The organism is Chitinolyticbacter albus (assembly GCF_024437655.1).
GTDB lineage: Bacteria > Pseudomonadota > Gammaproteobacteria > Burkholderiales > Chitinibacteraceae > Chitinolyticbacter > Chitinolyticbacter albus.
Map to the genome: position 1 here is coordinate 158,441 of NZ_JANBVF010000017.1, position 12,411 is coordinate 170,851.

Annotated in this window: 11 protein-coding genes; 6 read left to right on the top strand and 5 right to left on the bottom strand. The window is 63.8% G+C overall.

Annotated elements, in window-relative coordinates; all coding sequences use genetic code 11:
• The first annotated feature begins 10 nt into the window (after window positions 1-10).
• Window positions 11-466: a tRNA adenosine(34) deaminase TadA gene (tadA, locus tag NLI84_RS12255; RefSeq protein WP_255990553.1), complete on the top strand. Its 456-nt coding sequence runs from the start codon at window positions 11-13 to the stop codon at window positions 464-466.
• A 400-nt stretch (window positions 467-866) separates the two neighbouring features.
• Window positions 867-2,651 carry a glycoside hydrolase family 18 protein gene (locus NLI84_RS12260; RefSeq protein WP_255990554.1) on the top strand — a complete coding sequence of 595 codons (1,785 nt, stop codon included), beginning with the start codon at window positions 867-869 and terminating at the stop codon, window positions 2,649-2,651.
• A 262-nt stretch (window positions 2,652-2,913) separates the two neighbouring features.
• On the opposite strand, the gene NLI84_RS12265 is transcribed toward NLI84_RS12260, so the two are convergent.
• The gene (locus NLI84_RS12265; protein WP_308445824.1) at window positions 2,914-5,229 is read right to left on the bottom strand and encodes a carbohydrate-binding protein; all 2,316 of its coding nucleotides are present in this window, start codon (window positions 5,227-5,229) and stop codon (window positions 2,914-2,916) included.
• A 201-nt stretch (window positions 5,230-5,430) separates the two neighbouring features.
• The gene (gene dinB / locus NLI84_RS12275) at window positions 5,431-6,492 is read right to left on the bottom strand and encodes a DNA polymerase IV (protein ID WP_255990558.1); all 1,062 of its coding nucleotides are present in this window, start codon (window positions 6,490-6,492) and stop codon (window positions 5,431-5,433) included.
• Between the two features lie 207 nt (window positions 6,493-6,699).
• On the opposite strand from dinB, the gene NLI84_RS12280 reads away from it, so the two are divergent.
• The 3 genes from NLI84_RS12280 to NLI84_RS12290 all read left to right on the top strand — a co-directional run bounded on the left by NLI84_RS12280 (window position 6,700) and on the right by NLI84_RS12290 (window position 9,032).
• Window positions 6,700-7,164, top strand: a complete 465-nt coding sequence (locus tag NLI84_RS12280; RefSeq protein WP_255990560.1) for a DUF2846 domain-containing protein — start codon at window positions 6,700-6,702, stop codon at window positions 7,162-7,164.
• A gap of 222 nt (window positions 7,165-7,386) precedes the next feature.
• The gene (locus tag NLI84_RS12285) at window positions 7,387-8,409 is read left to right on the top strand and encodes a metal-dependent hydrolase (RefSeq protein ID WP_255990562.1); all 1,023 of its coding nucleotides are present in this window, start codon (window positions 7,387-7,389) and stop codon (window positions 8,407-8,409) included.
• The gene (locus NLI84_RS12290; RefSeq protein ID WP_255990563.1) at window positions 8,406-9,032 is read left to right on the top strand and encodes a DNA-3-methyladenine glycosylase family protein; all 627 of its coding nucleotides are present in this window, start codon (window positions 8,406-8,408) and stop codon (window positions 9,030-9,032) included. Before NLI84_RS12285 ends, NLI84_RS12290 begins: the two co-directional genes overlap by 4 nt.
• Before the next feature lie 11 nt (window positions 9,033-9,043).
• Here the strand turns inward: NLI84_RS12290 and NLI84_RS12295 are convergent, their stop codons facing one another.
• Entirely contained in the window at window positions 9,044-9,994 is a 951-nt protein-coding gene (locus NLI84_RS12295; RefSeq protein ID WP_255990564.1) for a dihydroorotate oxidase, read from the bottom strand.
• A 143-nt stretch (window positions 9,995-10,137) separates the two neighbouring features.
• Entirely contained in the window at window positions 10,138-10,593 is a 456-nt protein-coding gene (locus NLI84_RS12300) for a MarR family winged helix-turn-helix transcriptional regulator (protein WP_255990570.1), read from the bottom strand.
• Window positions 10,594-10,811: 218 nt separating this feature from the next.
• Between NLI84_RS12300 and NLI84_RS12305 the strand changes: the two genes are divergently transcribed.
• Window positions 10,812-11,978, top strand: a complete 1,167-nt coding sequence (locus NLI84_RS12305) for an aminotransferase-like domain-containing protein (protein WP_255990571.1) — start codon at window positions 10,812-10,814, stop codon at window positions 11,976-11,978.
• Between the two features lie 30 nt (window positions 11,979-12,008).
• Here the strand turns inward: NLI84_RS12305 and NLI84_RS12310 are convergent.
• Window positions 12,009-12,411, bottom strand: a 403-nt coding sequence (locus NLI84_RS12310; RefSeq protein ID WP_284699911.1) for a DNA translocase FtsK, incomplete at its 5' end; no start/stop codon positions are given.

Here is a 12,411-nt window from a genome sequence, read left to right on the forward strand (position 1 = left end):
GGCGGGTTTCATGCGTGCCGCGCTGCGCCAGGCCGCGCGCGCGGCGCGGCTGGGCGAAGTCCCGGTCGGTGCGGTGGTCGTCTACCAGGGCGAGATCATCGGCCGGGGTTGCAATGCGCCGATCGCGCGGCGCGACCCCAGTGCGCACGCCGAAATGCTGGCACTGCGCCAGGCCGCGCGCAGGTTGGGCAACTACCGGTTGCCCGGCTGCGAGCTCTACGTGACGCTGGAGCCGTGCATCATGTGCGCCGGCGCCATGATGCACGCGCGCGTGTCACGCATTGTCTACGCCACGAGCGATCCCAAGACCGGCGCCGCTGGCAGCGTGATCAATCCCTTCGCCGACCGCCGCCTGAATCATCACGCCGAAGTGATCGGCGGCCTGCTGCTCGACGAGGCCACCGCCCAGCTCAAAGCCTTCTTCGCCGAACGCCGTAAACAGCAGCGCGAGCAAAACGCACGCTGAGTCGGCGCTAGCCAGGCGTATTGGCCATGCCACATGGATAGTTCGCGAGGGTCGGCTGCCGGTATGGCCAATCCCCAGCTGCGTCGCTGCCGTTCAATGGGGTCGATAGCGTCGAGGCCTCTCCAAAGGCGTGCGGAGTGGGTGGCGCGATGTTGGGAGATCACCGCGGACTTCAAGAAAGCCCCGGAATAGCAGATTGGGAGTGCGCTGATACCCGCAGCAAAGTGGCGCTTTTCCCTGCTTGCTCTAGCGTTGCGCCTCAGTCACGGCCGGGCACGCATTGCTGACGTGCATCCGGCCATCATGCTATATACGTACGCGGAGCCGGGGCGCAGGTGTGGACGTGACTCCGGTTGCAACAACAAGGCCGATGATGACCGGCAAGTCGAGGAGAAAGACGATGAAAAAGCTGTTCCTGCCGCTGATGATCGCGGCGGCCTTTGCCCATGCAGACAGCGTGGTGTTCGAAGAGAATTTTGAAGGCGGTGACCTGAACGCAAAGTGGGTTGGCCAGAATGGCGACGGTTCGGTGCCGATGAACGCCAGCATCGTCGAGGATCCGCTGCGCCCGGGCAACAAGGTGGTGCGGTTCGACAAGCCCGTATTCGGTGGCGATATCTTCTCCAAGGAGAAATATCCCGAAGGCAAATACATCCTGTCTTTCGACTACCTGGGCAAATGTGGTTTCAATTGCGGTGGCGTGATCGGCATCACGCCGGATTTCCCGGGCGGACGCGACTACTGGATTGCTGGAACGGCACCGTCGGGCTTCCCGAACCGCCTCAAGGACACCAAGCAGTGGGAGAAGTACGAGTTCGAATTCAAGGGCCGCTTTGATTTCCACCTTGCCGTTGAGCAATGGGTGCAGTCCAACGGCGAAGGCAAAGACATCTTCATGGACAACATCAAGCTGGTCCAGGTCGGCGATGGCGCAGCCAAAGCCGCCGGTGCAGCTGCCGCCGCGCCGGTGTTGGCCAAAATCGCCGCCGGCGATGCCCCCGGTCCCAAGGGCATGCAGAAGGTGTATTACTTCCCGTCCTGGGGCACCAGCCGCGGTTACTGGGTGAAGAACCTCGATACCAGCGGCGCTGCCAAGAAGACCACGGTGGTGCAGTATGCCTTCGGTAACGTGATGAACAACAAGTGCACCGTGGGCATCGACAAGGACGGCGAGGGCAGTGCTGGCCTCGACTATTGGAACCCGGTGCCGGCCGAGCACACGCTCGATGGCAAGGAAGACAAGGGTGACAAGGGCTTGTTCGGCCACTGGAATCAGATCAAGCAGCTGAAGAAGAAGTACCCGGATCTGAAGGTGGTGATCAGCCTGGGCGGCTGGACCTGGTCCAAGTACTTCTCCGATGCGGCGCTGCCTGCAAACCGCGAAGCGTTTGTCAAGTCGTGCATCGATGCCTACATCAAGGGCAACGTGCCGACCAAGGACGGCAAGCTGGTCGAGGGCCTGGCCGCAGGCGTGTTCGACGGCATCGACATCGACTGGGAGTACCCAGCCAGCCAGGGTGCGCCGGGCAATATCGTGCGCGCCGAGGACAAGCAGAACTACACGGCGCTGCTTAACGAGTTCCGCAAGCAACTGGATGCCTCCAAGCCCGGCCTGCTGCTCACCGTGGCAGTCGGCGCGCCGAGCAACATCTCGGACAATATGGAGCTCGACAAGATCCACAAACCGCTGAACTGGATCAACCTGATGACCTACGACTTCAATGGTCCGTGGTCGAACAAAACCGGTCACCTGGCGCAGCTTCACGGCACGTCGGCAGAGAATTCGGGCGCGGCTACCGTCAAGAACTACCTGGAAGGGGGCGTGCCACCGCAAAAGTTGGTGCTGGGCGTACCGTTCTACGGCTATGGCTGGGTGGTCTCGAAGACCGACAACAATGGCATGGGCCAGCCGGTGAAGGAAAAGGCCAAGAGCCCGCTGGAGCCGGGCGTGCTGGGCTATGCCGGCATCAAGGCCATGCCGGGCAAGGTGTTCCGCGACGAGAAGACCCGCGCAGTATGGAAGCTCAATGGCGACGAAATGTGGGTCTACGATGACGTGCAGGCCTTGAAGGAAAAGGCCGAGTTCGTGAAGAAGCAGAACCTGGGTGGCATCATGGCCTGGGAGCTGACCGGCGATACGCCCGATGGCGAGCTCGTCACCACGGTATTCGATGCGCTGAAGTAAGTAGCAACTCGTTGAAAAAACGGCCCTTCGGGGCCGTTTTTCTTTTGCCGAGGAAGAGCCTGCAACACGCTAGGCGCCACTGCAGCATGTCGATGCGCGCAGCCTAAGCGGGCGCATAAGGTGCAGTCCAAGGTTTCTCTGCTGGAGCTAGCCTGGCGACGATAGGCGCATGGGGCCTGCGCGAGTGCTGCAACCGGGCAACAAAACGTTCGGCCCGGCCCACGATAGCCGTGGACCGGGCCGAACAAGGCTGCAGCCTCGCCTATCTCTTGGCGGGAATCAGCCAGCTTGCAGGGGGGGCTTCGTCAGACAAAGGCTGAGTATCATGTTGGACCGCGTTGGGCACGGCGGTCTGTGGCGCGCTTGCGTCGTCCGGCTGCTGGCCGTTCAGTACGTCGCCATTGCGTGAGAAGGGCAACATCACGTTGGCCCAGTCGTTGTAGTCGGTCAAGAGCGGGCTGCCGCCGTCTGCACCCAGATCCAGCGCGTAGCTCGCGGCGTCGGCCAGCTTGTTGTCGTTCCAGTCGGCGTACACGCCGGCATAGGCACCGCGGCCGAGCAGGTCCGACTCCTTGAGCGCGCCTTCATTCAGCGCAGCGCCACTGCCATCGGAGTAATCGATGTTCATCGTGTTGCTGCACGGGCCGTTGGCAAGCGCGCAATAGCCGTTGTAGCCGCCGATGCCATGATTGGCGTACCAGCGTTGTACCGCCTCGTCGGTCTTGGCGTCGTTGCCCACGCCGGTGAGCTGATACAGATAGTTCATCACGCTGAGGTAGTTGGGCTCGTTGTTGGCGCCATCGTTGCCACCATGGAACAGGCCAAAATTGTGCCCCAGCTCATGCATGATGGTGCCAGCCTGGTAGTTGATCAGAATCTGCAGATCGGTCGGCGTATCCGTGGAAAGCCGCCACCCCCCCAGCGTCACGATCAGGTCGTTGCCCGGCAATTCTGCTCGGCCGGAGCTGCCACCGCTGCCATCCAGGCTCTGCGAGCCGCCAAACACCAGATAGTGGAAGCTCTGACGGCGGCGCACATCCATACCCATCTTGTATTCGTAGATCGACGGGCACTCCGCGCTGGTGGTCGAGTTCATCGATATGCAAGGTTGGTAGGGCAGTGCACGGCCGCCTCCCAGGTTGTAGAGCGCCGGGTTGAAACTGGCGCTGAACAGCGGACCGGCGTCGAAATGGAGGGCAATACCGCGACGCGCGAATGCGGCGACCACATTGTCGAGGGCCTCCTTGCGAGGTGTGGTGCCAGGATCGTTGCTGGGCATCCAGTCAAGCTGGACGAAGATATCGCGGCGACCCGCGCGGGCACCCAGCGCATAGAAATCGATGCCGCCGTAGCTGCCGCCAGGGTGCTTGGCCCAGTTGGGAATGCCGTCGTTGTCGCTATCGATGGCATCGGCCGCCACGTCGTTCACGCCACCCGGCGTTGAAAACGGCACCAGACGCCAATCCCCCGCACTATTGCTGTCCGGCTGCAGTGGGAAGGGGCGCACCAGCGCCATGCCCAGCGCCGGGCGACCCGTCGGCAGGGCGCTGATGTTGCTACCGGCCCAGGCGCTGCTGGTGGCGGGCTGTGCGGTATCGTCGCCGAAACGGATGAAATCGATGGTGCGGCCGTTGCTCGAAACCAGCTCGACAAAGCCCGCGTTGCCCCACGACGGGTACTGCAACGGGTCGGACACATACCGTAGCGTGGCCGACGAAACCGGATTGGGATCGTAGGTGGCCGAAATCACCAGGAAGCCTCCAGCGACGATGCGGGTGCCGGCTGGCAGGGTGTACTGGTTGACGGGGCAAGGCGGCAGGCAATTGTAGGTCCGGCGTGTGCGCAGCACGGCGCCCGACAGATCGTATGGCGTGTCGCCCGTGTTGTGGAGCTCTACCCATGCGCCCTCGGCGGGATGGTTGCTGGCGGCGATCTCGCTGATGACGAGCTTGTCGGTACCAGGCGGCTCGGTGGGAACGTAGGTGCATTCGCTGACCACGCTCCACGGACCCCAGGGCTCGGACAGCGTGGGGTCATTGCCCTGGGTCCACCACTTGGCTTGGTAAACGGTATTGCCCACCGAGACGCGCTCGCCGGCGAGGTAGGCCGTGGTCGGATTCCATGGCGCCACCTGGCAGCCCGCGGGGGGAGTGGGTGTGACCGAGGCTGGGGTGACGGGCGTTGGCACCGTGGTGGGGAGCGGCGTGGCGGTGATCGGCGTGGGCGTGGTGGGGGACGGCGTCACCGGAGTCGGGCTGACGGGGGGCGGTGTCACAGGGGATGGCGTGACGGGCGTGGGCGAAATCGGCGTCGGCGTGGTCGATACCGATACGCATGGGCCAAGGTCACGCCACAGTGTGGGAGTCGAGGCCGGATTCCAGTTGGCGCCCACGTAAGCGATATGGGTGACGAGCGCCGCGTAGTTGTGATCGATGTAGCTGGCCACCTGGCCAGCAGCGTAGGTCGAGCCTTCCTGCCAGGGGGCTTCACATCCTGCCGAATGGGCTTGGCCAGTGGCCAGGGCCAACCCGGCCAGCGCGAAGGCTGTGACGGGATACCGCAATGTAACGATGTGCATATTCCTCTCCAAATCAAGATGCGTTCAGTTATTTGTAAGTAGTTATGACGCAAGCGAGATCATAGAGAAAAAATATTGCGTTGCAACAATGTAGTTGTATTTATTTGCCTACGTCGTTGTGCAGTGCAAAATTGTAGTTGAATTATGCGAATTACATGCGGGGAATCGGGCAAGGGAAGAGGGGTGTGCTGCGACAGTGCCTTACCACAGAGGCAGGCTGTCCCCTTGCGGCGCGGGCAGGTCGGCAAAGCGCACGCCCACCCCCAACAGGCGCACCGGCTTGGCGCCACGCGGCCAGGCGCGTTCCAGCAGGGCCTGGTAGACGTCGCCACGCGGCTCGCGGCAGACGCATTCTATGGTGGTCTGGGTGAAGTCGCGATATTTGATCTTGACCACCGCTTTGTGCGGCATCAATTCGCCGTCGTGGCCGGTCAGCCGGGCGACGAGGTCGTCGTACAGCGGCGCCAGCGCGGCGGCGCAGGCGGGCAGATCGGGCAAATCCTCCACATAGGTGGTTTCGACCGACAAGGACTTGCGTACCCCGTCGTTGTGCACGGGCCGCTCGTCGATACCGCGGCATTGCCGATAGAGCGAGGCACCGAGGTTGCCAAATTCGGCCACCAGCCGTTGCAGCGGCCAGGTTTGCGCGTCGCCACAGGAGACGAGCCCGTGGCGCGCCAGGCGCTCGGCGGTGACCCGACCGATCCCCCACAGCTTGGCGATCGCTAGCTCCGGCATGAAGTCAGCCACGTCTTGCGGCCGGATCACGAACTGGCCATCGGGCTTGTTCCAATCGCTGGCGATCTTGGCCAGGAGCTTGTTGGGCGCAATGCCTGCGCTGGCAGTGATGCCGACTTCCTGGCGGATCCGGTCGCGGATCTCGGCGGCGATTAACGTGGCGCTACCCTTACAGTGGGCACTGTCACTGACGTCCAGATAGGCTTCGTCGAGCGACAGTGGCTGGATGTGTGCCGTGTAGCCCTTGAAGATGGCGTGCACGCGGCGCGAGGCATCGCGGTAGCGCTCGAACGAGTGTGGCAGCAGCGTCAACGTGGGGCAGAGCCGCAGTGCGCGGCTGGTGGGCATCGCCGAATGAATGCCGTAGCGCCGGGCCACGTAGTTGCAAGTGGAGATCACCCCGCGCTGGTCCGCGCGCCCGCCTATGGCCAGTGGCACGTCGCGCAGCTCGGGCCGGTCGCGCATTTCCACGGCGGCGTAAAAGCAGTCGCAATCGATATGGATGATCTTGCGTCCGGTTTCCATGGACTTTCCCTGCAGTCGACGCCAAATTGTACGATCGTTCTATTTTGCTTGCCAAGGGCTGAACATGGTTGGGGACTGGCGTGGTGCCGCCAAGATTTCTTATGTGGTAAGGATATTTTTGAATCCATTCCCCAGTCCGGTTAGTATCGCGCGCTCGGTATTGATAAATCAGCCGAGGCTACAAAACCAAATCAGGGAGTAATAGGAATGATGAAGTGGATTGCAACCGTTTGTGCCGCTGCGGCCATGGTCGCGTTTTCGGGCTGCGCCAGCGTGCCTTCTGCACCCGCGGCGGTGGAAGCTGCGGCCAAGCAGTTCGCCCCCAAGGAAGGCAAGGCCAATGTTTATGTCTATCGGAACGAAACCCTGGGCGCTGCGATAACCATGCCCGTGGCGCTGGACGGGCAGCAGGCGGGTGAGACTGCAGCCAAGACGTTCTTTGCCTTCGAGGTTGAGCCGGGCCAGCATGAATTGGCGTCGGAGGCTGAAAACACCTCCAAGTTGGATCTGACTGTCGAAGCGGGAAAGTCCTACTACGTCTGGCAGGAGGTAAAGATGGGCGTATTGATGGCTGGCTCCAAGCTGCAGCAAGTGGATGAAGCCATCGGCAAGGCCGGTGTTCTGGAGTGCAAGATGATCGATAGTCCGCTGCCCGCACCAGGCGCGAACTGACATCGTGAATTAGTTCGAATACAAGGCCAGCTTCGCTGGCCTTGTTGCTTTTGACCACCGTGCAATGCTTAGGGTCGATAGTCCACAAGCAGCGCGGTCAAGCCACGCTTATTGCGCGGCATGGCCTGCCAGTGCTGATTTCACGCGGTCGCAGCCAGGATCCGGTTGTCGCAGACTGCGCTCGCCGCTACGATCGGGTGCATCCTCATTCCTGCCCCCGCCATGGATTCCCTGACCCAGATCGTGCTCGGTGCCAGCGTCGCCGCGCTGGCGGTGCCTCCCGCCCAGCGCCGCCGCGCGCTGGTGGCCGGTGCCATGCTCGGCACCTTGCCTGATCTGGACATCGTGCCGCTGGCGCTGATGGGCGTCGATGCCGTGACCTACGTGACCTGGCATCGCGGCCCCTCGCATTCGCTGCCGGTGCTGACGCTGTTGGGCTTGCTGGTCTGGTGGCTGGCGAAGCTTGGGTCCGGCGTGGTGCGTGCAGCGCCACGGCGCTGGCTGGCCGCGATCTGGCTGGCGCTACTCACGCATCCGCTGCTCGATGCGTTCACCGTCTACGGCACCCAGCTGTGGTGGCCGCTGACCCCGCCGCCAACGATGTGGTCCAGCATCTTCATCATTGATCCGGCTTACACGCTACCGCTGCTGGCAGGCTGTGTCGCCGCCTGGTACTGGCGCGAGCGTGGCGTGGCACGACGCTGGCTGTGGGCTGGCGTGCTGCTCAGTTCGGTGTATCTGGGCTGGTCATTGATCGCCAAGGCCCGGATCGACGATATCGCCGCGCGCACGCTCACCGCACGGGGCCTGGCTGATGCACCGCGCTTCTCGGTACCCACACCGTTCAACACGCTGCTGTGGCGGGTGGTGGTGCTGACGCCCGACGGTTTTCTGGAAGGCGACTACTCGCTCGTGGCCGACAGTGGTCCGATCCGCTTCCGTCAGTACCCGAGCGAGCAGGCCGCCCTGACCCGGGTGGCTGAAACCCCGGCGGTGGCGCGGCTGCTGTGGTTCACTCACGGCTTCGTCAAGGCCGAGGCGCACCAGGGCACGCTGGTGCTGGCCGATCTGCGCATGGGCGCGGAGCCGGACTACAGTTTTCGTTACGCCGTGGCGCGGCAGGATGGGCAGGGGTTGTGGCAGGCGGTGCAGCCGGAGCAACTGAACTGGACGTTTACCAGCCGCCGCGGCCTCAACGCCCTGTGGCACCGCATCTGGCACGCTGCCGAGGAGTATGCATCGTGATCCTGGGCAAGCCCGACTGGTGGGATAGTGCCTGCGCCGATCTCGCCGCCAGCGACCCAGTGCTGGCGCAGCTGATCGCTCAGTACCCCGGCATCAGCCTGGAAGGGCGGGGCGACGTGTTCCTGACGCTGGCGCGCTCCATCGTCGGCCAGCAGATCTCGGTAAAGGCGGCCGATTCGATCTGGCGCCGCGTACTCGAGCAGGTGGGCACCATGGCGAGCGAGCACGTTCTGGCGGCCGATCCGCTGGCGTTGCGCGCCTGTGGGCTGTCGCAGCGCAAGGTGGAATACCTGGGCGATCTGGCGCGCCACCATGCCGATGGCCGGCTCGATCGTGCGGTACTGGCCGGTCTCGACGACGAGGCGCTGATCGGCGCGCTGACCGACATCCGTGGCATCGGCCGCTGGACCGCCGAGATGTTCATGATGTTCCATCTGCTGCGGCCTAACGTGCTGCCGCTCGACGATATCGGCATCGTGCGCGCGATCGCGCTGCTGTACCACGGCGGCGAGCGCCGCCCCAAGGCCGAACTCCGGCGCTTGGCCGAGCCGTGGCAGCCCTGGTGCACGGCCGCATCCTGGTATCTGTGGCGCAGCCTGGAGCCCGTGCCGGTCTCCTACTAAGGCATTGCGGGCTACAGCGTGCGCAGTCGCCCGTGGAAATCGGCGATCCGCGCGTAGCCCTTGCTTTCCATCAGCGCGACCAGCTCGTGGTTCAAGCGCTCGAAGAGGCCCAGCCCTTCCTCGTATAGCGCGGTGCCGACTTGAACCAGCGTGGCCCCGGCCAGCAGGTGCTGGAATACATGCTCGCCGCTGCGCACGCCGCCGCAGCCGATGATGGCCTTGCTCGGGCAACGGCGATAAAACGCATTCACGTTGGCGAGCGCGATCGGCAGCACGTAGTCGCCGCCCAGCCCACCGAAACCATCCTTGGGGCGGATCACCGTCGATTCATGCGCGGTATCGATCACCAGGGCATTGCCGACCGAGTTGATGCAGGTGACCCAGGCCAGATGAGGGTGCCGGTTCAGGATTTCCGCGGCGGCATCGAAATGGGCGAAATCGAAGTAGGGCGGTAGTTTCACGCCGAACGGGCGGCGGTAGGCGCTGGCCACCTCGGTGACGAGCTCGTCCATCGCGGCAAAGTCGTAGGCCGGTTGTGCCTTGCCCGGCACGTTGGGGCAGGACAGGTTGAGTTCCAGCTGCACCGGCAGCACCGCATCGCGCACGGCGGCGACGATGGTGAGATTGTCGTCCAGCGTGAGGCCAGACACTGAGAAGAACAGCGGTTTCTTCTCGTAATCGTGCTGCGCTGCGTAATCGAGGTAGTAACCATAGCCCTCGTTGGGCAGCCCCATCGAGTTGATGCTGCCCGACAGACCCGGTGCGACCAGCGTGCGATAGCGGGGTTCGGGATTGCCTTCGCGCCGCGCCAGTGTGCAGCTCTTGGTGACCATGGCGCCGGCGGCGCTATCGACCAGGGCATCGAGTTCGGCGACCCGCGTGCACCATACGCCCGAAGCGTTCATCAAGGGGGTGGCAAGTGGTAGCGACAGGAATTCGGTGGAAATTTGGGGGGCGGACATATGCTGCTCCACGATAGTCATCGTGGAGTCAGCATAAGTGGGCGCAGCGTGATTTGTTGTGCGCCGGATCAAAAAATATACATTGCGTCCGTTCGAAATTTACGCACATGACATTGCTCTGCCGCCCGCCCGCCGCCGGAGATTTACGCTTCGCGGCGCACCACGCCGGTATCGGCGGCAGCGAGCGAGAGCATCACTGCACGCCAACCGTCGCTGGCATAGCCATCCAACCCCGAGAACACCTGGGCCAGGATGGCGCGTTGGCTACCCGAGAGCTCGCGCTCCAAGGCCAGCCCTTCCTCCGACAGGTACAGGCATTTCACGCGCCGGTCGTGCTCGGCGACGCAGGCCTTAACCAGCCCCGCGGTCTGCAGTTCGCGCAGCGGTGCGTGCAGCGCCTGTTTGCTCACGCCCAATCGAGCCAGCAGCGTGTTCACCGACAGACCCGGCTCGCGGCCGACGAAATACAGCACCCGGTGATGCACCCGCCCCCAGCCGCGCTCGGAGAGCAGGGCATCGGGCTGGGTGGTGAACGCCCGGTAAGCGTAATAGAACAGTTCCAACGCGGCGTTAAGCCGTCCTTCCTCTGTGTCAATCATATTGACTTATATTCTATCGTTGTGCAGGATGTGGCAACTATCCTGACTTGTTATTGTGGTTGATTCACCCCTGAACGGCATATCCCACATGATCGCCGGTTCATGACAGGGCAAACCGTACCAGCTCCCGGCCCTCAGGTGAACACCGACGCGCATGACGCGTGCATTTTTCGACACAAATCAACGCGTCGGTGTAACGCCCATCGCTCGGAGCCCCTATGTTTGCTGAACGCATTACCCGCTTGACCCCTTCGCTGGTGCGCGAAATCCTCGCCGTGACCCAGCGTCCCGAAGTGATTTCCTTTGCCGGCGGTCTGCCGGCCGAAGATGCGCTGTTCCGCCCCGATCCCGCGCTGATCCAGGGTATACCGGATGGTGTCTGGCAATACGGCCAGAGCGAGGGCGAATGGCGGCTGCGCGAGCTCGTTGCCGCGCGCGCCGCAGCCATGGGGCTGGCGTGCAGCGCCGAACAGGTGCTGATCCTCAACGGCTCGCAGCAGGGCATCGATCTTGTTGCCAAGCTGATGGTCGAGCCCGGCACGCCGGTGCTGGTCGAGGCGCCCGCTTACCTCGCCGCGCTACAGGCGTTCGGCCTCTTTGGCGCGGAATTTCAGCCCTTCACGGTCGATCCGGCCACGGGGCCGGACTGGTCGGGCTTAGGCTTCGCCGCCCACCGCGCGCGGCTGTGCTACCTCACTCCCACCTTCCAGAACCCGAGCGGTTATTGCTACAGCGCAGCCGAACGTGACCGCGCCGCAACGCTGCTCGACGCGGGCCAAGGCGTCGTGTTCGAGGACGACCCTTACCGTGACTTGGCGTACGATGGCGCCGCGCCGACTCCGCTGGTGGCGCGGCTCGATCGGGCACGCTGGGTATACCAGGGTTCGTTCTCCAAGACGCTGGCGCCTGGCCTGCGCCTGGGTTACCTGATTGCTCACCCGGAGCTCGTCGTGCCGCTCACTCGCCTCAAGCAGGCGGCCGATCTGCACAGCAACCGGCTCAGCCAGCACATCGTTGCCAGCGTGCTGGAAGCGGGCGTGCTCGACGCGCATGTCGCCGGCAACCTGCCTGGCTACCGTGCGCGGCGCGATGCGATGGCGGCGAGCCTAGCCCGCCATTTCGGCGACACGGTGCGCTGGGCCGTTCCGGCAGGGGGGCTGTTCTTCTGGGTGAAATTGCCGCAGGGCGTTGACAGCATGGCGCTGATGCGCGCGGCACTGGCCGAGGATGTGGCGGTGATGCCGGGCGTAGCGTTCTACCCGACAGGCGCGCAGCAGGAGGGCTGGCTACGGCTCAACTTCAGCCACGCCAGCGCGGCGCGAATCGATGAGGGGCTGGCGAAGCTTGCGGCGCTGGTCGACCTGCAACTGCGGCAAGTGGCCTGATCCAATAACGGGGCGTAGGCCCCGTAATCGTCAGTCCTGCGCCGGCGCCAGCACCGTGCGGTTGCCGTTGGATTCCATAGCGCTGACCAGGCCAGCTGCTTCCATGCTCTCGATCAGCCGCGCCGCGCGGTTGTAGCCGATGCGCAGCTGGCGCTGCACCGACGAGATCGAGGCGCGGCGGTTCTTCACGACGAAGGCAACGGCTTCGTCATACAACGGATCGGCTTCCTCGCCCCCGTCGCCGCCCGCAAGGGCCAGGCCTCCTGCACTCGCTTCGGCGTCGAAGCCACCATTGAGCACGCCATCCACATAGTCCGGCTCGCCGAACTGCTTCAGGTGCTCGACCACGCGATGTACCTCGTCGTCGGCCACAAACGCCCCGTGCACGCGCTGCGGGTAACCGGTTCCCGGCGGCAGGTACAGCATGTCGCCC